This is a genomic window from Paenibacillus sp. FSL R5-0475 (assembly GCF_038004585.1).
GTDB lineage: Bacteria > Bacillota > Bacilli > Paenibacillales > Paenibacillaceae > Paenibacillus_AQ.
Genome location: NZ_JBBORK010000001.1, coordinates 2,892,008 through 2,915,801, shown reverse-complemented (window position 1 = coordinate 2,915,801; position 23,794 = coordinate 2,892,008). Strand labels below are relative to the sequence as shown.

Genomic DNA, 23,794 nt, shown 5'->3' with positions numbered 1-23,794 from the left:
AGTCTATGGCAGATGCATTGGTTATTGTCGAATCGCCCGCGAAAGCGAAGACAATTGGCAAATATCTAGGTAGTAAGTATATTGTAAAGGCATCTATGGGACACATCAGAGATCTACCGAAGAGTCAAATTGGTGTTGAGGTCGAGAATGATTTCAATCCCAAATATATTACGATTCGTGGTAAAGGTTCTATATTGAAGGAATTGAAAGACGCTAGTAAAAAAGTGAAAAAAGTCTATCTCGCAGCTGACCCCGATCGCGAAGGAGAAGCAATTGCTTGGCACTTGGCACATGCCCTGGATTTAGATAATACACAGGAATGCCGAGTTGTATTTAATGAGATCACTAAACAAGCGGTGAAGGATGCTTTTAAGACGCCACGCAAGATTAACATGGATCTTGTGAATGCACAGCAGGCAAGACGTATACTGGATCGGCTAGTAGGTTACAAGATTAGCCCTCTATTATGGAAGAAAGTCAAAAAAGGGTTATCTGCTGGACGTGTTCAATCTGTAGCTGTAAAGATCATAATGGATCGTGAGAATGAAATCTCCGCTTTTGTACCTACTGAATATTGGAGTATTACAGCTAAACTTGGGATTCGAGATTCTGTCTTTGAAGCTAAGTTTCATAAGCTGAATGGTGTGAAGAAGGAACTTAATCAGGAAAGCGATGTTCAAGAGGTCCTTGAGGCAATCAAGAACGCAGCTTTTAAGGTAAGTAATGTGAAGGAGAAGGAAAGACAACGGCATCCTTCGGCTCCTTTTACAACAAGTTCCCTTCAACAGGAAGCAGCTCGTAAGCTTGGATTCCGTGCAGCTAAGACAATGTCTGTTGCCCAGCAATTATACGAAGGTGTGGAACTAGGCAAAGAGGGAACCGTAGGTTTGATCACCTATATGCGTACGGACTCGACACGATTATCTGTCACTGCACAGGATGAAGCTAAAGAGCTGATTACTGCTAAGTATGGTGAAAAGTTCTTACCTGATGCCCCTCGCCAGTATTCAAAGAAAGCGGCTGGAGCGCAAGAAGCGCATGAAGCGATCCGACCAACTTCAGCACTTCGTGAACCGGAAATGGTCAAAGAGTTCTTAAGCCGGGATCAATTCCGTCTTTACAAACTGGTGTGGGAGCGGTTCGTATCCAGTCAAATGGCGTCGGCTCTTCTTGATACACTCTCGGTTGATATAGAAGCAGGTACAGCCACATTCAGAGCGGTGGGTTCGAAGGTTTCATTCCCAGGGTTCATGAAGGTTTACGTGGAAGGTAACGATGATGGAACTACAGATGAAGATAAGTATTTACCGCCTCTTGAAGCGGGAGATGCTTTAAATAAGCAAGAGATCGAGCCGAAGCAGCATTTTACACAGCCACCACCGCGATATACAGAAGCAAGGCTTGTAAAGACACTTGAGGAATTAGGGATAGGACGCCCAAGTACGTATGCACCAACGCTTGAAACGATTCAGAAACGTGGTTATGTAGCGATTGAAGAGAAGAAATTTATGCCTACAGAGCTTGGAGAACTTGTCATCGAGCAGATGGAACAATTTTTCCCGGAAATATTGAACGTAGAGTTTACGGCTAATATGGAAGGCGATCTTGACCATGTGGAAGAAGGCTCAGAAGATTGGGTGAAGGTTCTTGCTGAATTTTACGAGTCTTTCGAGAAACGCTTAGTGTTTGCCGAAGAAGAAATGAAAGAAATCGAGATTGAAGATGAAGTCTCTGATGAGATCTGCGAGAAATGTGGTAAACCACTTGTATATAAATTAGGACGCTTTGGGAAGTTCCTAGCATGTTCTGGCTTTCCAGATTGCCGAAATACGAAGCCGATTATCAAAGATATTGGTGTAACTTGCCCTAAATGTAATGAAGGAAAAGTTGTAGAGCGTCGAAGCAAAAAAGGGCGTGTCTTTTATGGCTGCGATCAATATCCAGGGTGTGATTTCGTCTCTTGGGATAGACCATCCACTAAACCATGTCCATCTTGCGGGGCTTGGATGATTGAGAAACGCAATAAGCAAGGCACCAAACTGCAATGTACGTCTTGTGACCATACAGAGGCAGTTTTAGACAACGAAGAAGAGTTAGCAGAATAATAGTCTCTACAGGAGGAAATAAGACAGTGACAGATACAGCAAAGGTAACAGTAATTGGAGCAGGTCTCGCAGGAAGTGAAGCAGCCTGGCAAATAGCCTCTCAAGGCGTACCGGTAAGATTGTATGAAATGAGACCAGTGGTGAAGACGCCAGCACACCACACCAATCAATTCGCAGAACTAGTATGCAGCAACTCCTTGCGTGCAAATGGTTTAGGCAATGCGGTGGGTGTATTAAAGGAAGAAATGCGACGTTTAAACTCTCTTGTATTAGGTGCGGCTGATCGCCACGCTGTACCTGCTGGCGGTGCACTTGCCGTGGATCGGGATGGTTTCTCGGGAGAAATTACGAGTACATTGCATAATCATCCGCTTGTGGAAGTCATAAATGAAGAACTTACGCATATACCGGAGGAAGGGATTGTTGTTATTGCAACGGGTCCACTAACTTCCCCTGCATTATCTGCTGAAATTAAGGGTCTATTAGGTGAAGAGTATTTCTATTTTTATGATGCTGCAGCACCGATTGTTGAGAAGGACAGTATTGATATGAATAAAGTGTATCTGGCTTCCCGTTATGACAAAGGGGAAGCAGCATATTTGAACTGTCCTATGACTGAAGAGGAGTTTGACGTGTTTTATGACGCGTTGATTTCTGCAGAGACGGCGGCACTCAAGGATTTTGAGAAAGAGATATACTTTGAGGGCTGTATGCCTATCGAAATCATGATGAAGCGCGGTAAGCAAACTGCATTGTTTGGTCCGATGAAGCCTGTTGGGCTTATCAATCCGCACACAGGTAAGCTACCTTACGCGGTAGTGCAGCTTCGTCAGGATAACGCTGCTGGAACGCTTTACAATCTGGTGGGCTTTCAAACGCACTTGAAATGGGGCGAACAGAAGCGGGTATTCTCGCTGATTCCAGGTCTTGAGAACGCTGAATACGTTCGGTATGGGGTAATGCACAGAAATACCTTTATTAATTCTCCTAAACTCTTGCATCCTACTTATCAAATGAAGGGTAAAGAAAGGCTGTACTTTGCTGGACAGATGACTGGCGTGGAAGGTTATGTGGAATCAGCAGCTTCAGGTCTGATTGCCGGCATTAACGCTGCTAGAGCCGCACTTGGTCAAGAAGGACTGATCTTCCCACAAGACACGGTGCTTGGTAGTATGCCTGCTTATATCACTTCCGCTGATCCGGAGCATTTTCAGCCTATGAATGCCAATTTTGGTCTTCTGCCGAAGGTGGAGAAGAAAATCCGTAATAAGAAAGAAAAGAATGAGATTTTAGCGCATCGTGCACTAGACAGTCTTGCCGAGTACGCCAATCGTACGGGCCTTGCTTATAAAGAGCCGGAGGCTATCGATAACCAAGAATAAGCGCCTTGGGCGTCCTTATAAGGATGATAAGCGTTAGCGTTTAAGTGAGAAATATAAGGATAATGTATAACGTGAAACGTATACTTCTTATTTTTGAACAAAGCCCATCTTAAGGAGGTAACTACAATCATGGTACCCAGCTTTCATGCGACTACAATTTGTGCTGTAAGACATAACGGACAGGCAGCTATAGCAGGTGATGGTCAGGTTACATTCGGAGAGAGTGTAATTATGAAGACGACGGCCAGAAAAGTTCGTCGCTTATACAGAGGACAAGTAATAGCAGGGTTTGCAGGATCTGTGGCCGATGCTATCACTTTGTTCGAAAAATTCGAAGGCAAGTTGGAGGAGCATCATGGAAACCTGCAACGGGCAGCCGTAGAATTGGCGAAAGACTGGCGTCAAGATCGTATTCTTCGAAAACTTGAGGCATTGATGATTGTTATGGACAAGGAAGGAATGCTCTTGATCTCCGGAAATGGTGAAATTATCGAGCCAGATGATGATGTGCTCGCTATTGGTTCCGGTGGTAACTTTGCACTTGCTTCCGGTCGCGCGCTCAAACGTCATGCTCCAAATCTTGCTGCTGCGGATATCGCTCGTGAAGCTCTTCAGATTGCATCAGAAATATGTGTGTATACTAACTCCAATATTATTGTTGAGCAATTATAGGCTCAGTGCCATAGAGACAAGGAGGAATTCACGATGGTGAATCAATCGCTAACACCCCGTCAAATCGTAGCTGAATTGGATAAATATATTGTAGGTCAGAAACAAGCTAAGAAATCGGTAGCTGTTGCCCTTCGTAATCGTTATCGGCGCAGTCTGCTGGCTGAGGAACTGCGTGATGAAGTTGTTCCTAAGAACATCTTGATGATCGGACCTACTGGTGTAGGGAAAACTGAGATTGCTCGGCGTCTAGCTAAGCTCGTTAATGCTCCGTTCATCAAAGTGGAGGCAACCAAATTCACTGAGGTGGGTTATGTAGGGCGAGATGTGGAGTCTATGGTGCGTGATTTAGTTGAGACCTCTATTCGTATGGTGAAGCTAGAGCGTACGGAAAAAGTGAAAGACCGTGCAGAAGAACTGGCTAATGAGCGGATTGTCTCTATATTAGTGCCTTCGTCTTCAAAAAATAAATCTCAGAAGAATCCTTTTGAGATGATTTTTGGCGGGAACTCTTCACAAGAGGATTCTAAAGAAGATTCCGAACCAGATGGAAGCTTAAGCGAACGCCGTCGCGGGGTTAGATTTAAGCTGCTTGCTGGTCAATTGGAAGAAGATATCATTGAAATAGATGTTGAGGATACAGCGCCATCTATGCTGGATATGTTTGCAGGGCAAGGGAACGACCAGATGGGGATGAATATGCAAGAAATGTTTGGTAGCTTGCTTCCGAAGCGGACGAAGAAGCGCAAGCTTCCTATCCGTGAGGCTCGTAAAGTGCTAATTCAAGATGAAGCAACCAAACTGATTGATATGGATGATGTCATTCAGGAATCTGTGACACGCGCTGAACAATCGGGTATTATTTTTATCGATGAGATTGATAAGGTTGCAAGTCAAGGAAAGGGTTCGGGCCCTGATGTATCACGTGAAGGTGTGCAAAGAGATATCCTTCCAATTGTAGAGGGTTCTACAATCATGACAAAATACGGTCCTGTGAAGACGGACTACGTGCTCTTCATGGCTGCCGGGGCTTTTCATGTTGCTAAACCTTCTGATCTGATTCCAGAGCTTCAGGGGCGTTTTCCGATTCGCGTAGAACTAAGCAGTCTGACACTGGAGGATTTTGTTTCCATCTTAACAGAGCCAGAGAACGCTTTGACGAAACAATATGTTAATTTGTTAAAAACCGAGGACATTGAAGTGGAGTTCCAGAAAGATGCTATTTATGAAATTGCCAAAATAGCTGCTTCAGTGAATCAAAATATGGAGAACATAGGTGCTCGACGTCTTCATACGATTTTGGAGAAGTTATTGGAGGATCTTTCTTTTGAAGCACCTGAGCTGACGCTGGACACTATGGTTATTACACCAGAGTATGTGCGTGAGAAATTGGCAAGTATTGCGCAGGATCGTGATCTAAGTCAGTATATTCTTTAATGCGACAAATTCTTATTCTTTTGGATTTGGGCATATTGAATTAGAAAATTACAATTTAGTGTCATTAATAGGTAAAAAAATGTAAAAAGATGCAATTAAAAAGATAATTTTGAGTTAAAAAAGGAATAAAATAGCAATAAAGTGCTAAAAGCCCTGTCTTTTCTAAAAAGATAGGGCTTATTTCTTATTGTAATAATATACAAATTAAATGAAAATCAATGTATGTGAAAATACTAATTAGTTATACTTTGCGACAAGGTTCGACGTAGAAACTGATAAATAGAGGACTTTTATACTTTATTTGTCGAAATCAAGCAGGTTTTTTAAGGAAAGTTGTGGAATTCATTTCATTATGATAGCTTTGAAAGGAGGAATTATCTTGGGATTGCTGAATAGTGTCAGTTTTCAACGATTGCAGGGAGGCATTGATGCTGCCTACAAACGACAAAATGTTCTAGCGAATAATGTGGCTAACGAAGATACGCCAAATTTCAAACGTTCTGATGTTTCATTCGAAAGTTTCCTTCAGCAACAAGAAAGTGGAATTAAACCTACACTTAACGCGAAGGTAACGGACTCCCGACATTTTCAATTTGGTAGTAATAGAATTGTACCAGCAGCTGTCGTTAGTACGGATGAAACTACCTCGATGAATAATAACGACAACAATGTGGATGTAGAACGAGAAATGGCGTTAAGTGCTGAGAACCAACTCAGGTATAGTTCTTATGTCGAGCAGATCAACAGTCAAATTTCGATGATGCGAGCTGTAATTCAAGGAGGATAAGATTGCATGAACTTTGGGAGTAGTTTTGGGATAAGTGCATCAGCATTAACAGCTCAACGATTGCGGATGGACGTGATTTCCTCCAACGTGGCCAATGCGGAAACTACAAGAGCATCGGTCGTTGATGGCAAAGCCGTTCCTTACCGTCGAAAACTTGTTGTTATGGAAGCTACCGAAAGCAATAAGTTCTCGAATATACTAAATTCGAAATTGAACGGTAGTAGTAGTGAAGGTGTAAAGGTGCAGTCCATTATAGAAGATACTTCACCGTTAAAGCCAGTTTACAACCCAAGCCATCCTGATGCGGATGCCGAAGGTTATGTCTATATGCCAAACGTAGATATTACTAAAGAAATGGTAGATATGTTATCTGCATCACGTTCTTATGAAGCCAATGTCACGATGCTGAATGCATCTAAAGCTATGGTAAGTAAAGCACTCGAAATTGGGCGCTAAACGTAAATAACACAAGAAACGCTTCCAAAGTGAGTTTTGTACGAAGTGAATCTAGGAAGCATATGCTTACAAAACTTTTAGGAGGGAAACAGTTGATACAGAATATCACTAATGGGGTTCAAGCTGTACAGCAGCTTGCCATGAAACCAACATCTACCGAAGTTTCATCCACTCCTGCTAATGCCATGGAGAGCTTTGGTTCTTATCTTGAGAATGCACTCACTAAAGTAGCAGATCAGGAACAACAAGCAAAGGATATGAGTAATAAATTTGTATTGGGAGAAGTGAACATAGACGAGGTGATGATTTCTTCCCAACAGGCTTTACTGAGTTTGCAGTTGACTACACAAGTCCGGAACAAAGTGATAGAAGCCTATCAAGAAATTATGAGAACTCAAATTTAATTAATTCCTAGCTTAGTTCCGGATGGGGTGACACTGTGAATGAAAGATTTGCCCAATATCGGGAGAAGGTGACCCTGTATTGGAACAGATTTAGTGGTAAACAGAAGATTTTATTCTTTTCTACATTGTTTATCATTCTAATAATAATCGTAGTATTAACCATGCAGCTTTCAAAGACAGAATATGAAGTAGCGTTTCAAGATTTGGACAGCACAGATTCAGCTGGAGTAATGAACTACTTGGATACAGCAGGTGTTTCATACCGATTAAGCCAAGATGGAAAAAGCATCTCCGTGCCAAGCACAGAAGCGGCTCGAATAAAGGTGGATATCGGTTCTCAGGGGATTGTTCAGGGGGGCTCTATCGGTTATAAGGTCTTTAATGAAAATTCGTCAATGATAGGGACGACAGATAGTGAGTTTAATGTGAAGTATAATAATGCATTAAACGGTGAAGTAGAACAGTTAATGAGACGTATGCAAGGAATTAAGGATGCTAAAGTGCTGATTAATCTGCCTAAAGAAACAGTTTTTGCTTCCCAGGCTGACCAAGAGCAAGCATCTGCATCCGTTGTGCTTTCATTTAATCCGGGATTCAGACCCACTCAAGATAATATTGATGGGTACTTTAACCTTGTAAAGACGGCTGTTCCAAATCTACCAATCGATAACATTACGATTGCTAATAATGAAGTCGAGTTAATGCCTACGGCCAAAGGTGGACAAGCTGGAGTTTCCAGCCAAGTCGAAGAGAACTTCGCTCTTCAGAAGAAATTCGAAGAAGAAGTAAAGAAAGATGTGAAACAATTCCTTAGCACTCTTACGGGTCCAGATAAAGTTGATGTTCTTGTATTTTCGAAGCTGAACTTTGACAAGGAAAACCGGAAGGAGAATCTCGTAACCCCTGTGGATACAGAGAACATGAAGGGGATTGAGATCAGTTCACAAATCATTAGTAATTCGTATTCGGGTCAAGGAAATACAACTGGTGGAGTGGCAGGCACTGGTTCACAAGATGTAGCGGGCTATCCTTCACAAGCCGGTACGGATACTTCTACTTCGGAAGAATCTTCTGAAACGAGGAACTATGAAGTAAACCGAATTACAAAGGATGTTATCGCAAGTCCCTTTACTGTTAAAGATTTAACCATAAATGTTGCAGTTGAACCACCTACAGGACAAAATACTTTGGACGCTGCTACATCAGCAGCAATTCAAAACATTTTGGTAAATATTGTTCGTGCTTCGCTCGCAGATTCAGGTACTACATATACAGACGCTGATTTAACCAAAAAGGTTTCGGTGTATTCTCAACAATTTGGCGGAACCGCTGCTAATACAACACCAGGTGGTCTTGCCACATGGATGTTATGGGCTATCGGAGCAGCTGCATTGCTGGTTGGAGCAGGTGGAGGATATCTAATCTATCGGAGTCGTAAGAAGACTGTGGAAGAGGAAGATGAAGACATTCCATTGCAGGTTCCTACCGAATTTCCATCTATTAATTTGGAAAGTGTGACGAATGACAGTCAAGTTCGTAAGCAATTGGAAAGTTTGGCTAAGAAAAAGCCAGACGAATTCGTAAATCTGCTGCGTACATGGCTTGCAGACGAACAGAGGTGAACTAATGGCAAAGGCTAGTCAGCAGGGGCTTAGTGGCCGTCAAAAGGCCGCGATCCTGCTTATCACACTAGGGCCCGAGGTATCGGCGCAAATATTCAAACATTTAAGAGACGAGGAGATTGAACAATTAACTCTTGAAATTGCCAATGTCCGTAAAGTGGACAGCAGTGAAAAAGAGTCGATCATGTCTGAGTTCCATCAGATATGCCTCGCCCAGGAATATATATCACAAGGCGGTATTAACTACGCCAAAGAGATTCTGGAGAAAGCACTTGGTTCCGCAAAAGCAATGGAGGTCATTAACCGTCTGACTGCGACTTTGCAGGTAAGACCTTTCGATTTTGCACGCAAGGCTGATCCAAACCAGATTTTGAACTTTATTCAGAATGAGAATGTCCAGACTATCGCACTTGTATTGTCTTATCTGCAATTCGAACAAGCCGCAGCTATTCTCTCCTCATTACCTCAAGAGAAGCAGGCGGAGGTGGCTAGAAGAATTGCTGTAATGGACAGCACCTCTCCGGAGGTCATTACACAAATTGAACGAGTGCTAGAGCAGAAGCTTTCTGCTACAGTAACTCAGGATTATACAAATGCTGGCGGTATCGAATCAATCGTACAGATCTTGAATGGTGTTGACCGTGGGACAGAGCGCACAATTCTGGATTCTCTCGAAATTCAAGATCCAGAGCTCGCCGAGGAAATCAAGAAGCGGATGTTCGTATTCGAGGATATTGTCAATGTGGATAACCGTTCGATTCAGCGTATTATTCGTGATATTGATAATGCGGACCTGCAGCTTGCCCTTAAGGTTGCAAGCGAAGAAGTACGAGATGTTATTTTCCGGAATATGTCCAAACGTATGGCAGAGACATTCCGAGAAGAAATGGAGTACATGGGTCCTGTGCGGTTGCGTGATGTAGAAGAAGCGCAAACGCGCATTGTAGGTACGATCCGCAGACTCGAAGAGTCTGGAGAAATTATCATCGCTCGTGGCGGAGGAGATGACATCATTGTCTAAGCTGATTAAGCATTCTCAGTATGTTCCAGTTGATGTACTGAAAAGATTGGAGCAGGCCCGGCACTATGCGGGCCTAACTGAGGAGCCCGTTCCAGAGGAGACTGTAAGCGAGACTCACTATCATGATCCCGCTCGTGAAGAGGCTGAAGTGGCACGTAAGCAAATGCTTAAAGACGCCCAAGAATTTGCTGAAGAGCAAGTACGGAATGCCTCTCTTGAAGCGGAACAGATTGTTGAATCCTCAAAAGCGGAGGCTGAAGAGTGGTGGAAAGAGCGGCGTGAGCAGGATGAACATCTAGTTGAGGCCGTCAAAGCCGAGGCTTATCAGCTAGGGTATCAAGAAGGTGTTTCTCAAGCTGAGCAAGAGATGAAGCTCAAAATTGCAGCGATGATGGATGAAGCTCGTGCTGTTTTAACTGAAGCCTATAAGGCAAGGGATGTCATTATTCAGGAAGCTGAACCTTTCTTGGTTGAGCTAAGCTGTGATATTGCGGAGAAAATTGTGGACAGACAGTTAACGGTTGAGCCGCAGTTTGCAATGGATTTGATTCGGAAGAATCTAGCTCGTAAACGTGAGCAGGGGCTGATTTCACTGTGTGTATCACCTGCGCAGTTCGCTTTCGTAAACGCAGCAAGGGAAGAATTGTCATTAGCGGTTGACTCGCAGGCTGAACTACAGATCTTGCCTGACTCGACTGTGAAAGATCAAGGTTGTGTAATCCGCTCCTCCTTTGGCAGCATAGATGCCCGAATTGATACTCAGCTTGCAGAAATCAAGAAAGAGCTGGTTAGAATCGCGCTGGACACCGATGAGCAGAGAAATGGGGAAGAAGATGCTTGATAGTAACCGTTATAAGGAGCAACTTCGTAATCTCGATCCGGTGAGGATCAATGGGAAAGTGACGCAGGTTATCGGTCTTATGGTTGAATCTGAAGGACCTGATGCTAGCATTGGTGATGTGTGCTATATCTATCCTTCTAAAGGAAATAAGCCGCTGCAAGCTGAAGTCGTTGGTTTCCGTGACAACAAGGTGCTATTAATGCCACTTGGAGAACTGCAGGCCATTGGACCTGGTTGTGATGTAGTGGGAACAGGCAAGCCGCTTAGTGTTCAGGTGGGTTCAGAATTGCTGGGTAAGGTACTGGATGGTCTAGGGCAACCGCTTGATGGTTCCCTGATCCCAGCTCGAATGCCACATAGTTCGACCTTTAACATTCCGTCCAATCCACTCAATAGACCACGAGTGCAAGAACCTATTAGCATCGGTGTAAGAGCGATAGATGGTTTGCTAACAATTGGTAAAGGTCAGCGGGTGGGGATTTTCGCTGGTTCAGGGGTCGGCAAAAGTACGCTCATGGGAATGATTGCACGTAATACATCAGCAGATGTTAATGTTATCGCTCTGATTGGGGAACGTGGCAGGGAAGTACTGGATTTCATCGAACGCGATTTGGGACCTGAGGGTTTGCAGAGGTCAGTTGTTATTGTCGCTACATCTGATCAGCCTGCATTAATTCGAATTAAGGGAGCACTTATTGCTACTACGATTGCTGAGTATTTTCGGGATCGTGGACTTAATGTGATGCTGATGATGGATTCGGTCACTCGTTATGCTATGGCTCAACGTGAAGTTGGACTTGCAGTCGGAGAACCACCAGCTATGAGAGGTTACACACCATCTGTATTTGCAAGCTTACCTAAACTACTAGAACGCGCCGGAACTGGTCCTACAGGCTCTATCACAGCTTTTTACACTGTATTGGTTGATGGTGATGACATGAATGAGCCGATCGCTGATGCAGTGAGAGGAATACTCGATGGACATATCGTCCTTAACCGAAGTATTGCGAACAAAGGACATTTTCCAGCAATAGATGTGCTTTCCAGCATTAGTCGTGTAATGAAGGATATTGCGCCAGAAGAACAGATCGCCGCAGCAGAGAATGTTAAGCGACTAATGGCCGTGTACAAGGATTCAGAGGATTTAATTAATATCGGAGCGTATCAGAGAGGCTCCAATGCTCAAATCGATGAGTCGATGGAGTATATAGACAGTATATGGGAATTCACCAAACAAAGAGTGAATGAAAAAGTTACGCTGGCTGAAGTTCAACAGTCTTTAATTTCACACTTCTCGAGGAGTTGATTCAGTATCATGAGATTTCATTATACTTTTCAAAAAGTCGTTGACTTGAAGGGCAATGAGAAGACACAGGCAGAATGGATGCTCTCAAGCGCGCTTGGAGAATTGCAGGCACAAGAAAGAAGCCTGGATGAACTCACCTTTCAGCGGAGCGCTATTATGTTATCTTTACAAAATGCCGCAGAACAAAAGGCACCTATGGCGAAGATTCGTGAAATGCAAGAATATGTAGAATACCTGGATATATGCATTGCCCGTAAACATACGGACATTAGAAGTGCACATCAGGAAGTCTTGAAGAAGCAAGATCAGTTAAGCACAAAGGTATTAGATGAAAAAGTATGGTTAAAGGCAAAAGATAAGGCTGAGACACAGTTTCAGCAAAGTATGATTTTACGGGAACAAAACGAACTGGATGAGATGGCAACCGTCCGCTTCGCGATGAAATCCCTCTAACCCGGGAGGTTTCCGCTAGTGGCTAAAATTGATAATGACATGGAACTTGAAAATGAAGGGTCAGCGGGGAAATTTGAGCGGTTCTTATTTCTAATGATACCGATTATCTTCACGCTAGTACTGCTTGGAGTACTGTTGACGCTTTTTAATATGGACATTCGTAATAACGTGCTTGAAGTTGCGAATAAAATTCCGATTCTGGAAAAATGGGTTCCTGATCCGCCAACAGATCCTTCTAAACCGAAGGAAGAAAGCAAAAAGCAGGAAGTGAGCTCAAACTCAACGATTAAGGAGCTCAAAGCTCAGCTTGCCCAGCAGGCAGATGAGTTGAAGAAGGTCACAGATGAAAAAACAGCCCAGGATACCAAGGTTCAGGCGCTAGAGTCGCAAATTGAGGGAATGAAGACGGAAGCTGCTGCAGCTGCTGAAATAAACAGTGAGGAAACAGAAGACCCTTATCAGAAGCAGGTTACTGATCTGGCGAAGCTGTACGCGGGCATGAAAGCTTCCAAAGCTGCACCGATTATGGAGAATTTGACTACAGAAGAGATGGTGCAGATATTCAGCGTAATGAATAAAGCGAGTAAAACTGCGATTCTGGAAAAAATGGATCCTCAAAAAGCGGCAGATGTCACGATTAAGTTGAAAGAAACTACCTCTTCGGGTGATATGGCAATTGCTGCTCTTCAATCTAGATTGAAAAAAGAAGCTGGTAGCACTACTCAAACGACTAAAACTAGTACAAATCTGGATAAGGAAAAGTTGAACCAAACCTTTAGTTCAATGACGCCTGCCAATGCAGCTTCTCTACTAGGAGAAATGTACAAGATTAGCCCTGATAAAGTAGTAACGATTATGAATACCGTAAGTGATAGTGTTCGCTCTTCGATTTTGGGGGAAATGACTAAAAATGATAGTGCGCAAACCGCGAAGATTGTTAACCGTTTAATGGGTGCTAAATAAATATTGAAAGGAGGTGAAAAATAATATGAGTTTAGTGGTTCAATCGCTTGTGAGCGCAAATGCTACAGCTGCAAGTGGCAGCTCATCGACTTCTACTGGCACAACAGCTGCTGTACCTTTCGCGCAGACATTAGTGCAAACTATGGGAGGAAACACAGCTAACACCACATCGGTACCTACTGATCCGCTTCTGGGAAATCTCGCTTCTTTATTGCAAGGTCTTTTAAAGGAAGTACAGACAACTGGAGAAGATCAAGGGGGACAAGATACGCAGAATTCTGATCTTATCGAGAAGCTAACTGCTGATGTTGAAAATCTGGATGAAAGCATCAATAGCGATCCTGCTGTGCTGGTAGCTTTGCAAGCTTGGCTTCTTCAGGTATCAGCTCTTCTATCGGGAAGTCAAGCGACTGAGGGTGATGCTACATCTGATACGGAGTCGGCAGGAAGCTTGTCGCCGTTAGCTCAGCATGCGGATACGCTGCGATTTGCTGTTCAAGATGATTTGCAAAGTTTAGTTACTATGATTCAGGAAGCTGCTGTCAGTGGGAACGAAGAAGCTGCTAGTAAAGGAATAAGCCTGTTAAATAATTTCACAGCAATACTAGAACAGTCCTCCGCTAACACTATTAAGGGGAAGGGAAAGAACTCCAGTATAAATGAAAATTCTGGTGTATCTGTACAACAACCTATAGTGACTGAAAGCAAAGGTAATACGACGGACAAAACCATTCAAAACCTTAGTAATCGTGCTGGAGAAGCAGCTGCAATTAAGAATGAAGCAGTCCTAACTTCGCCTGTGACCTCAGGAGCTGTTCAAGATCCTGAAGCAGAGCTTACCGCTCCATTGATTAAAAGCAGTGCAACTGGAGAAACAAAGCAGGCAGAATCAACTCAAGATTCCACATCAGGAACTACTATCATAGAAGGAGATCATGATGTTGTAACTGCTGGTCAATTAGCTCTTCGGGGAGGAATTACTGCTCCGTTGAAGGCTGAGGTTCCAGTAGCTCCTGTACCCGTTCATCAGTTTGCACAGGAAATGACCGGTTTTATTACAGGTAAATTGGAGATTGTGCAAAAAGGTGGAGTAGCTGAGGCTACGATATCACTCTTTCCAGAAAATCTCGGACAAGTAGATGTTAAGATTACTATGCAAAACGGCCATCTGGTTGCACAGTTTATGACTGAACATTCCGGAGCAAAGGATATGTTGGAACAGCAGATGAACCAGCTTCGAGCAGCATTGCAGTCTCAAGGCCTCCAAGTAGAAAAATTGGAAGTCACACAAAATAATACCCCCCTCAATTCAGGGTGGGGTCAAGAAGGACGCCAACCTGGTTCTGGAAGTGGTCAGCAGGGAAGACGCTCCAAAGAAAGTCGTGAGGAAGCTAATGATGCCATTCTTGCCGCAGAGCTAAATGGTGAATGGAAAGATTGGGTTTCAAACGCAGGGCAAGAAGATGATAATCAAGGGAACTCCTTCTCTGCCAAAGCTTAAACTTATCACAAGTGAAAGAGAGGTGAACGGTTATGACGACAACAACAACTCCTCCTGTTTCTACCAAAGACCAGTGGAATTATACAACTCCTGAATCTACTAAAACAACAGGGAATTCTGTGTTGGGTAAGGATCAGTTTTTGAAGATTTTGATCACCCAGCTGCAGAATCAAGATCCGATGCAGCCGATGCAAGATAAAGAATTTATTGCTCAAATGGCACAGTTTACATCTGTTGAGCAGCTGATGAATATCTCTACACAGCTTACATCAATGAATCAATCTCTTGGATCAGTATCCGGCTTGATTGGTAAAGATATCACATGGACGGATACCGCCACAAATCTACCTAAGACAGGGAACGTTGAATCAATCGTTGTCAGCAAGGGGATTCAATATGCGGTTGTGGGGAAAGACAGAATTGCTTTAACCGATATTACACAAATTCAGAATCCCGCAACAACAGAGAATGGTTCTGGTACAGATAGTAATACTCCGGAGAATAACGGAGGAAGCGAGGCGACAATATGAGTGACAGGCTGACCATAGGCCAACTGTATCCTGCGTCGTCCCTACATTCCTCAACGTTACAGCGATCTTCGATACCGAAGCAGACTGTGACTGGAGAAGCCACCTTTGAGAGCGTACTGCAACAGAAGCTACTAAAATTCAGCAATCATGCTGCTAAGCGTCTTGAACAAAGAGGAATTGAACTTGGAAGCAGACAACTGGATCAGATTTCTTCTGCTGTGGATAAAGCTGCTGCCAAAGGCAGTAAAGAATCCTTGATATTAATGAAGGACTTGGCATTTATCGTAAGTGTCCCGAATCGTACGGTTGTAACCGCTATGGATGGGAATTCGATTAAAGATAACGTGTTTACGCAAATTGATAGTGCAATTGTGATTTCATAACCGGCTGGTCCTAACGGAAAGCCGAGGCGGCCGCTGACCGACTGACGCGGTCCCATTCACTTAGTAAGTTATTAGGACTCTATAATCTGGGAGGACAACACAAATGTTAAGATCTATGTATTCAGGGGTTTCAGGGATGAGAGGCTTTCAGACTAAGCTTGATGTAATCGGTAATAACATTGCCAATGTCAATACAATTGGTTTTAAATCAGGACGGGTTATGTTCAAGGACATTATGAGTCAAACTGTTTCTGGTGTAACTGCTCCTAGTGATGATGGTGCAGGTGGTATGAATGCTAAACAAATCGGACTAGGCGTAAGTATCGCTTCTATCGATACACTGCATTTACCCGGTAGTGCTCAAACTACTAATAACCCGACAGATTTACGCATTGACGGAGATGGTTTTTTCCTAGTAAAGCTATCAGAAGATCAAGAAACACCTTTCTTGACTCGTGCAGGAGATTTTCATGTAGATGCTGCACGTAATCTTGTTACTTCTGACGGACTTCATGTGCTTGATGCCGATGGTACTGCCATTCAACTGGGTGATAATGTAACAGCATTCTCCATTTCCAATGATGGAACAATTGTTCAGACCTTGGATGATGGAACGACTGAAGCAGGTGTGAAGATCGGTGTAGCTAAGGTTACTAATCCATCTGGATTAGAGAAGATTGGTGGCAATCTATACCGTATGTCGCTTAATGCGAATGCAGAAGGTGAGCTTGTTCCGACTACAGCGAATAATACAGAAGATGGCACTGGGGCGATCATATCTGGTCAACTCGAAATGTCCAATGTGGATCTTACGAATGAATTTACAGAAATGATCGTATCGCAACGTGGATTCCAGGCGAACTCCCGTATCATTACGACTTCTGATGAAGTGCTGCAGGAAGTAGTTAACCTGAAGCGTTAATTTTATCAATAATTTAATATCTTTTTAAAGATTAACGCGGAGTCGTGGGGGAGGTACCCCTCCCCCTATTTTTGTTAGGAGGCCTGTTATGATATCGGTAACGAGATTAAATGGAACACCGATGTGGATCAATGCCCTACTGGTAGAAATGGTAGAAGAAAGCCCGGATACATATATTACGCTAGTAACCGGAAAAAGACTGATCGTGCTTGAAAAAGCTGATGAAGTTATTACGAAGATCCGGGATTATAACAGGGACATAGGCACATATGCTGCCACCATTAAAGTCCAGTCAATGGAGGAGCTAACATGAAGAAGATGCTGCCATGGTTACTTACGATTTTACTTGCGATTACACTTATCGTGATCGCCGCATTTTTATTAATGGACAAGATCTTTCCGAAAGATTCGAATGATGTAAATGCTGCGGTTCAAAGTGTGGAAACCAAGTATTTAACTGCAGATGAAATCGTCGAATTAACGGCAGAGATCAAAGATATCAAAACAAATCTTGCTGATCCCGATTATATCGTTCAAATAGATTTCGCCTTCCAACTGAATTCTGCGAAATCAAAGGAAGCATTCGAAAAAATAAAAGAGATCAAAATCAAACCGATTATTATCAAAACGCTTGCAGATACCAAACCTGAGGAGCTTAATGGAGCAAATGGCAAAGACCAGCTTAGCAGCAAGCTTGTTAATCTGATCAATAAGACATTGACCGAAGGCAAAATCACTCAGATCGAAGTCACCAAATACCTTTTGGCTTCTATGTAGCTTCAGGCATGATAATTCTTTGATAGGGGGGTGATTGAATTGGTTGATGTACTATCACAAAACGAAATAGATGCTCTACTTGCTGCACTTTCTTCAGGTGAGATGGATGCCGATGAACTTAAAAAGGAAGAAACTCAGAAGAAGATCCGATCTTATGACTTTAAACGGGCTGTTCGATTTTCTAAAGATCATATTCGTAGTCTTACAAGGATTCATGACAATTTCGCACGCTATCTTACAACGTACTTTTCAGCCCAATTACGCACCTTTGTGCAGATTAATGTCGTTCAAGTAGAGCAGCTCCCTTATGATGAATTCATTCGTTCCATTCCGAAAATGACAATACTGAACATTTTTGAAGCCGAACCTTTAGAAGGTCGAATGGTAATGGAAGTTCATCCAAACATCGCTTTCGCTATGCTGGACAGATTGCTGGGCGGTTTTGGGACTGCACCATCTAAGATTAATGCTTTAACTGAAATCGAAACAACGATTATGGAGCGTATCTTCAGCAGATGTTTTGAGAGTTTGCAGGAGGCTTGGAAGACTGTGCTGGATATCCATCCGCGCATGGAAGCGCTCGAAACGAACCCACAGTTCATGCAAATTGTATCGCCCAATGAGACCATTGCATTGATCTCGTTAAGCACCAAAATTGGCGATACAACAGGTATGATCAATCTGTGCATACCGCACGTCGTTCTGGAACCAATAATGTCTAGATTATCTGTTCACCAATGGTTTGTAACAGAGAAGAAGACCCGGGATGCAGATGAACTTGAAGCTATTAAAGCTAGAGTTCATAAGGCGAAACTGCCGATTGTCGCTGAACTTGGAGAATCGAGCTTATCTATATCTGAGTTTCTTGGGCTTAGCGTCGGTGACGTGATCTCACTAAACAGGAATGTAGATTCTGGACTCTCGATTAAGGTAGGGGAGAAGCTTAAGTTCATCGGAAGTCCTGGAATGGTGAAAGACAGGGTAGCCGTGCAAATAGACGAGATTGTCAGTGAAGGAGTTGAAGAATTTGACGAGTAAAGATTATTTATCCCAAGAAGAAATCGACGCCCTTCTGAGACAATCTGCGGAAGGCTCATTGGCTCCTTCAGAGAAAACGGTAAATGACTATTTAACACCGTTTGAACAGGATGCTTTGGGTGAAATCGGTAATATAACGTTTGGTAGTGCAGCGACAGCTCTTTCCACATTACTAGGGAAAAAGGTTGATATTACAACCCCTCAAGTTTCCATCATTACACGCGGGGAATTTGAAGTGGCTTTTCCTAAACCACATGTAGCTGTACACGTGGAATATGTAGATGGATTTCAGGGTATTAACTCTCTTGTTATTAAGATTAGGGATGCACAGGTCATCGCAGATTTAATGCTTGGTGGAGAAGGCGAACCTAAAGATGAAGAATTGAATGAAATTCACATTAGTGCTGTGCAGGAAGCAATGAACCAAATGATGGGTTCTTCTGCCACATCAATGTCTACGATCTTCAATCGGTTTGTTAATATTTCACCTCCGGGTATCGACATTCTGAACATGTCCAGCGGTGAAGGTGTCGGCAGCTTACCCAATGACGAAACCTTAATTCGAATTTCGTTCCGACTTAAGATAGGAGATTTAATCGACTCTACTATTATGCAGCTCTTGCCTGTCCAGTTTGCTAAGGATATGGTAACGATGCTTCTGGGTGATGTAAGCCCTGCAGCGCAGGAGGCTGCAGTTACGTCGACAGAGACTCCTGCTAAGCCGGCTCAAGAGACGCCTCCTGTAGCTCCTCCAGTGCAACAGGCGCCTTCACAGCCCGTAGGAGAAACACCTCCGCCGTACCCGCCGCAGGGGATGCCTGGTTATCCAGGAATGCCAGAAGGCGGATATTATTACCCTCCAGCAGGAATGCCGGCGTATGGCATGCCAGGGATGCCACCCTACGGAATGCCGCCTCAAGGCATGCCTTATGGGCAGACACCACCGCTTAGTCCTGAAGCGAATCGCAATGTAAATGTACAGCCTGTACAGTTTGCTAACCTTAACGGTGGAGCTTTTGGTCATATTGATGAAAACAATTTAAATTTATTGATGGACATACCGCTTAGAGTAACCGTAGAATTAGGAAGGACCCAGAAGCAGATTAAAGATATTTTAGAAATGTCTCAAGGCTCGATCATTGAGCTGGACAAGCTCGCCGGTGAGCCTGTAGATATTTTGGTTAACAACAAGCTTATTGCCAAAGGTGAAGTCGTAGTTATCGATGAAAACTTCGGCGTACGCGTTACGGATATCGTCAGCCAGTGGGACCGAATTCAGAAATTACAATAAGCATACTTAGGGAGGATTTTGTAAAAATGGCTAACCGAATTCTAATCGTGGACGATGCAGCATTTATGAGAATGATGATCCGTGACATTTTGTCGAAAAACGGATTTGAAGTAGTGGGCGAAGCTCAGGACGGTTCTCAAGCTATAGAGAAATTTAAAGAACTGCGTCCAGACCTTATCACGATGGATATAACTATGCCTGAGATGGACGGAATCGCCGCCCTGAAAGAAATCAAGAAGGTAGATCCGGCTGCTAAGGTCATTATGTGTTCAGCCATGGGCCAGCAGGCTATGGTTATCGATGCTATTCAAGCAGGAGCAAAAGACTTTATTGTGAAGCCTTTCCAAGCTGACCGAGTTATCGAAGCTATCAACAAAACGTTGGGTGTGTAGGAAAAAGACATGCCCCTCAATTCAGAACCGCTCGGGAGCAATAACACCCTGCTGAATTTGCTTAACGTTATTATTGTCCTTGCGGTAATCATTGTACTTATTGTGCTGTTGATCCGTTTTCTTGGACGTCGTAATCAGACCTTTATGAGCGGGCGCTCCATTCGAACGCTTGGTGCTGTAGGGCTGGGACCTAACAAGTCGATGCAGGTTATTGAACTGGGAAGCAGCCTTTACTTAATCGGGATTGGTGAGAACATATCCATCTTGGATAAAGTCACTGATCCGGATGAGGTGGCTTTGATCATTGCAGCATTTGAGGATCAGTCCTCCAACCAGAATAATTTTCTCGCACCGCTTATTGCCAAGGTTAAGGTTAAGCTGCGTGGGGAGGTTCCATCAGAAGAAATCGAGCTTAGTGAAACATCATCTTTTTACGAGACACTGCAATCCAAGCTTCGTTCTGCACCAGAGCGAAAAGAGAAAATGGAAGAGCTGTTACGGGATGATGTTACTAAGGATGAGTCGAGGAATTTATGAAAAAGAAGCTAATTCTTGCTATTCTGCTGTTCGGGTTCATTAGTATAGTTATGATGCGGCCGATACATGCTGATCCTATACCTAATGTTAATATTCAGGTCGGTAATGAAGATGGTTCAAGCGGTGGTACCAGTTCCATATCAATTCTTCTTCTCGTTACGGTTCTGAGTATTGCTCCGGCGTTTCTAGTTCTTATGACCAGTTTTACTAGAATTGTAATCGTGCTCGGTTTTGTTAGAACCTCACTTGGTACTCAGGCCATGCCTCCGAATCAGGTGCTGGTAGGGCTTGCTCTGTTTCTGACCCTGTTCATTATGTCGCCAACTTTGGCGCAAGTGAATGAAACGGCATTACAGCCGTATATGAAAGGGACGATTACCCAGACTGAGGCTTTTGATAAAGCTGCTGATCCGATGAAAGAGTTTATGTTTAAACAGACCAATTCCAAAGACCTTTTGTTATTTATGAAATATACCGGTTATACGGGATCGGCTAAACCGGCTACATACAGTGATATTCCACTGACGGTGATGGTGCCAGCTTTCGCAATTGGAGAATTGAAAAAAGCTTTTACAATGGGCTTCTTAATTTTCATTCCATTTCTGATTATTGATATTGTTGTGGCGAGTACGCTGATGGCCATGGGGATGATGATGCTTCCCCCGGTCATGATTTCATTACCTTTTAAAATTATGCTCTTTGTACTGGTAGACGGCTGGTACTTAGTCATTAAATCACTACTTCTTAGTTTTAACACCTGACCTTAAGAGGAGGCATGAGGATTGAGTACGGAGTTTATTATCGGTCTAGCAAGCCAAGCCGTATATTTAGTGCTGGAAGTCAGCGCTCCCATGCTGATTCTTGGTCTGGTGGTAGGGCTAATAATCAGTATCTTTCAAGCTACGACACAGATTCAGGAACAGACGCTAGCGTTTGTTCCAAAAATCGTCGCAGTACTGCTGGCTTTATTGCTATTTGGACCGTGGATCATCACGAAGCTAATTGACTTTACTAGCCAAATTCTAGGCAGTCTCTATATGTATATTGGTTAACCAATGAACATGGATACCTTATTGCAAAGTTTACCCGTCTTTTTGCTTATTTTTTGTCGAATTACAGCCTTTTTTGTTGTCGTTCCTGTATTTTCTTCTCAAGGGGTACCGACAACTTTTAAGATTGGCATATCTTTTTTTGTAGCATTGGTAGTCTTTAGTGCTAATGGAACAGGGATTACGATTCCGCAGGATTTTAGTTATATTTTGCTGATTATGAGAGAAGTATTAATAGGCTTATTGCTAGGTTTCATTGGATATTTGATGTTTATGGCAATTCAGACAGCAGGTTCTTTCATTGATATTCAGATTGGCTTCGGTATTGCCAACGTCATTGATCCTATGACAGGAACGTCAGCACCTATTCTCGGTAATTTCAAATATATGATAGCCCTGCTAATGTTTTTGAGTATGAATGGACATCACCATTTACTAGATGCCATTGTGTACAGCTATAAATGGATTCCTATGAATAATGATTTATTTCTACGCATGGTTGATGGTAGTTTGTCAGAGTTTCTGGTCCGAACATTTGCGCAGTCGTTTGTATTAGCTTTTCAAATGTCGGCTCCATTAGTAACTGCACTGTTTCTGACCGATGTTGGTCTTGCTTTTTTAGCGAGAACGGCTCCGCAATATAATGTATTTGTTATAGGGGTTCCTCTAAAAATCATCATAGGTATTGCACTTCTTTTAGTGCTGATGCCAGGTCTGGCTGTGTTGTTTCAGAATCTCTTCGAAATCATGTTCGAATCCATGGAGAATTTACTGGGTCTCATGGGGAAGAAGCCGTAGGTGACCGTAAGGGGAGAGTATTATGCCTAAGACGAAGCGTTATAGACTAGATCTTCAACTCTTCGCCGGTGAAAAGACGGAAAAAGCAACCCCGAAGAAACGGCAGGATGCTCGTAAAAAAGGCCAAGTAGCCAAAAGTGCTGAGCTGTCTGGTGCGGTTGTATTGCTAGCTGCGGTAGTTAGCTTGATGATGTTTGGTGGTTTTATGAAAGAGCGTTTTATGAAGCTATACACGGACGTATTTCAGAATCGAATGATGCTGGACGTTACGCCTGAGAATATAACGCTGCTATTTAATCAGTATGGCTTGCAAATCTTGATTTTGCTAGCTCCATTACTTGGAATTACGTTTGTTATGGCACTTGTTTCCAACTTGGCGCAGGTGGGCTTTATGGCTACAGGAGAGGGGATTACTCCTAAATTCAGTAAGATTAATCCGATAAAAGGATTCAAAAATATTTTCTCAATGCGTTCGTTTGTAGAATTCCTGAAATCAATATTTAAGCTTCTAATTATTTCTTATCTGGTATATAGCACATTATGGGGAGAAAAGAAGAACTTTGCATCCCTGTCGCATATCAGTGCGGAGGGAATTTTTAAGTTTGCGGCCAAGCTGACGATGAGTCTTGGTTTGAAAATCGGGGTTGCCCTGCTAATTATGGCTTTTCTAGATTTTATGTATCAGAAGTACGAGCATGAAAAAAGCCTGAAAATGTCTAAGCAGGATATCAAGGATGAATACAAAAAAATGGAGGGTGACCCTCTAATTAAAGGTAAGATCAGGGAACGCCAACGCAGAATGGCCATGCAGCGTATGATGCAGGAAGTTCCTAACGCGGATGTAATTATTACAAATCCAACTCACTTTGCTGTTGCGCTAAAATATGATGGTTCCAAAATGGAGGCGCCACAGATTATTGCAAAAGGGCAGGATTATGTAGCACTTCGTATACGGGAGCTGGCTAAAGAACATGGCGTCGTGACTATGGAAAACAAACCGCTGGCACGGGCATTATTCCAAAGAGCAGAAATTGGAGATGTCGTTCCAAATGATCTGTTTCAGGCTGTAGCTGAAGTGCTGGCATATGTATATAAACTTAAAGGTAAGAGGAAATAAGGCGGGGGGTTAG

At 43.1% G+C, this 23,794-nt stretch carries 27 protein-coding genes; all 27 read left to right on the top strand.

What is annotated here, in order from left to right; all coding sequences use genetic code 11:
- Positions 1-5 precede the first annotated feature (5 nt).
- The 27 genes from topA (at position 6) to flhB (ending at position 23,781) form a co-directional block, all read left to right on the top strand.
- Positions 6-2,105 carry a type I DNA topoisomerase gene (topA, locus tag MKX41_RS13070; RefSeq protein ID WP_340971005.1) on the top strand — a complete coding sequence of 700 codons (2,100 nt, stop codon included), beginning with the start codon at positions 6-8 and terminating at the stop codon, positions 2,103-2,105.
- On the top strand, positions 2,105-3,487 hold the full coding sequence (trmFO, locus tag MKX41_RS13065; protein ID WP_156113145.1) for an FADH(2)-oxidizing methylenetetrahydrofolate--tRNA-(uracil(54)-C(5))-methyltransferase TrmFO: 1,383 nt from the start codon (positions 2,105-2,107) through the stop codon (positions 3,485-3,487). Before topA ends, trmFO begins: the two co-directional genes overlap by 1 nt.
- 129 nt (positions 3,488-3,616) lie before the next feature.
- Positions 3,617-4,159 carry an ATP-dependent protease subunit HslV gene (gene hslV / locus MKX41_RS13060; RefSeq protein ID WP_042189455.1) on the top strand — a complete coding sequence of 181 codons (543 nt, stop codon included), beginning with the start codon at positions 3,617-3,619 and terminating at the stop codon, positions 4,157-4,159.
- 33 nt (positions 4,160-4,192) lie between these two features.
- Positions 4,193-5,593: an ATP-dependent protease ATPase subunit HslU gene (gene hslU / locus MKX41_RS13055; protein WP_076299246.1), complete on the top strand. Its 1,401-nt coding sequence runs from the start codon at positions 4,193-4,195 to the stop codon at positions 5,591-5,593.
- A gap of 379 nt (positions 5,594-5,972) precedes the next feature.
- Positions 5,973-6,380 (top strand): flagellar basal body rod protein FlgB, encoded by a 408-nt coding sequence (gene flgB, locus MKX41_RS13050; RefSeq protein WP_076299245.1) that lies wholly within the window; start codon positions 5,973-5,975, stop codon positions 6,378-6,380.
- 6 nt (positions 6,381-6,386) lie between these two features.
- Positions 6,387-6,836 carry a flagellar basal body rod protein FlgC gene (flgC, locus tag MKX41_RS13045; protein ID WP_042189452.1) on the top strand — a complete coding sequence of 150 codons (450 nt, stop codon included), beginning with the start codon at positions 6,387-6,389 and terminating at the stop codon, positions 6,834-6,836.
- A gap of 92 nt (positions 6,837-6,928) precedes the next feature.
- A complete protein-coding gene (fliE, locus tag MKX41_RS13040; protein WP_042189451.1) occupies positions 6,929-7,240 on the top strand; it encodes a flagellar hook-basal body complex protein FliE in 312 nt (103 codons plus the stop codon).
- Positions 7,241-7,275: 35 nt separating this feature from the next.
- Complete coding sequence (gene fliF, locus MKX41_RS13035; protein ID WP_042189450.1) at positions 7,276-8,862, top strand: flagellar basal-body MS-ring/collar protein FliF; 1,587 nt, start codon at positions 7,276-7,278, stop codon at positions 8,860-8,862.
- A 4-nt stretch (positions 8,863-8,866) separates the two neighbouring features.
- Entirely contained in the window at positions 8,867-9,883 is a 1,017-nt protein-coding gene (gene fliG / locus MKX41_RS13030) for a flagellar motor switch protein FliG (protein WP_042128934.1), read from the top strand.
- The gene (locus MKX41_RS13025; protein WP_042189449.1) at positions 9,876-10,724 is read left to right on the top strand and encodes a FliH/SctL family protein; all 849 of its coding nucleotides are present in this window, start codon (positions 9,876-9,878) and stop codon (positions 10,722-10,724) included. Before fliG ends, MKX41_RS13025 begins: the two co-directional genes overlap by 8 nt.
- Complete coding sequence (gene fliI, locus MKX41_RS13020) at positions 10,705-12,030, top strand: flagellar protein export ATPase FliI (protein ID WP_042128931.1); 1,326 nt, start codon at positions 10,705-10,707, stop codon at positions 12,028-12,030. The genes MKX41_RS13025 and fliI overlap by 20 nt, the downstream gene beginning before the upstream one ends.
- Positions 12,031-12,039: 9 nt before the next feature.
- Positions 12,040-12,483 carry a flagellar export protein FliJ gene (gene fliJ / locus MKX41_RS13015; RefSeq protein ID WP_076285416.1) on the top strand — a complete coding sequence of 148 codons (444 nt, stop codon included), beginning with the start codon at positions 12,040-12,042 and terminating at the stop codon, positions 12,481-12,483.
- Between the two features lie 18 nt (positions 12,484-12,501).
- The gene (locus tag MKX41_RS13010) at positions 12,502-13,446 is read left to right on the top strand and encodes a MotE family protein (protein ID WP_340970988.1); all 945 of its coding nucleotides are present in this window, start codon (positions 12,502-12,504) and stop codon (positions 13,444-13,446) included.
- Positions 13,447-13,471: 25 nt separating this feature from the next.
- A complete protein-coding gene (locus tag MKX41_RS13005; protein WP_340970986.1) occupies positions 13,472-14,947 on the top strand; it encodes a flagellar hook-length control protein FliK in 1,476 nt (491 codons plus the stop codon).
- A gap of 32 nt (positions 14,948-14,979) precedes the next feature.
- A complete protein-coding gene (locus MKX41_RS13000) occupies positions 14,980-15,477 on the top strand; it encodes a flagellar hook capping FlgD N-terminal domain-containing protein (RefSeq protein WP_076285418.1) in 498 nt (165 codons plus the stop codon).
- Positions 15,474-15,860, top strand: a complete 387-nt coding sequence (locus MKX41_RS12995) for a TIGR02530 family flagellar biosynthesis protein (protein WP_076119556.1) — start codon at positions 15,474-15,476, stop codon at positions 15,858-15,860. The genes MKX41_RS13000 and MKX41_RS12995 overlap by 4 nt, the downstream gene beginning before the upstream one ends.
- A gap of 103 nt (positions 15,861-15,963) precedes the next feature.
- On the top strand, positions 15,964-16,782 hold the full coding sequence (flgG, locus tag MKX41_RS12990; protein ID WP_340970978.1) for a flagellar basal body rod protein FlgG: 819 nt from the start codon (positions 15,964-15,966) through the stop codon (positions 16,780-16,782).
- An 88-nt stretch (positions 16,783-16,870) separates the two neighbouring features.
- A complete protein-coding gene (locus tag MKX41_RS12985; protein WP_042128923.1) occupies positions 16,871-17,095 on the top strand; it encodes a flagellar FlbD family protein in 225 nt (74 codons plus the stop codon).
- Complete coding sequence (locus MKX41_RS12980) at positions 17,092-17,559, top strand: flagellar basal body-associated FliL family protein (RefSeq protein WP_042189445.1); 468 nt, start codon at positions 17,092-17,094, stop codon at positions 17,557-17,559. Before MKX41_RS12985 ends, MKX41_RS12980 begins: the two co-directional genes overlap by 4 nt.
- A gap of 39 nt (positions 17,560-17,598) precedes the next feature.
- On the top strand, positions 17,599-18,597 hold the full coding sequence (gene fliM, locus MKX41_RS12975) for a flagellar motor switch protein FliM (RefSeq protein ID WP_042189444.1): 999 nt from the start codon (positions 17,599-17,601) through the stop codon (positions 18,595-18,597).
- Entirely contained in the window at positions 18,587-19,888 is a 1,302-nt protein-coding gene (gene fliY / locus MKX41_RS12970) for a flagellar motor switch phosphatase FliY (protein WP_042189443.1), read from the top strand. Before fliM ends, fliY begins: the two co-directional genes overlap by 11 nt.
- A 26-nt stretch (positions 19,889-19,914) precedes the next feature.
- Positions 19,915-20,280, top strand: coding sequence for a response regulator (locus MKX41_RS12965; RefSeq protein WP_036688523.1), 366 nt, complete (start codon positions 19,915-19,917; stop codon positions 20,278-20,280).
- A gap of 9 nt (positions 20,281-20,289) precedes the next feature.
- Complete coding sequence (locus tag MKX41_RS12960; RefSeq protein ID WP_042189442.1) at positions 20,290-20,817, top strand: flagellar biosynthetic protein FliO; 528 nt, start codon at positions 20,290-20,292, stop codon at positions 20,815-20,817.
- Positions 20,814-21,578: a flagellar type III secretion system pore protein FliP gene (gene fliP / locus MKX41_RS12955; RefSeq protein WP_042189441.1), complete on the top strand. Its 765-nt coding sequence runs from the start codon at positions 20,814-20,816 to the stop codon at positions 21,576-21,578. Before MKX41_RS12960 ends, fliP begins: the two co-directional genes overlap by 4 nt.
- Before the next feature lie 21 nt (positions 21,579-21,599).
- Positions 21,600-21,869, top strand: coding sequence for a flagellar biosynthesis protein FliQ (gene fliQ / locus MKX41_RS12950; protein WP_042189440.1), 270 nt, complete (start codon positions 21,600-21,602; stop codon positions 21,867-21,869).
- Between the two features lie 9 nt (positions 21,870-21,878).
- Positions 21,879-22,664 (top strand): flagellar biosynthetic protein FliR, encoded by a 786-nt coding sequence (fliR, locus tag MKX41_RS12945; protein WP_042194135.1) that lies wholly within the window; start codon positions 21,879-21,881, stop codon positions 22,662-22,664.
- Positions 22,665-22,686: 22 nt separating this feature from the next.
- Entirely contained in the window at positions 22,687-23,781 is a 1,095-nt protein-coding gene (gene flhB / locus MKX41_RS12940; protein WP_042189439.1) for a flagellar biosynthesis protein FlhB, read from the top strand.
- Positions 23,782-23,794: the final 13 nt, after the last annotated feature.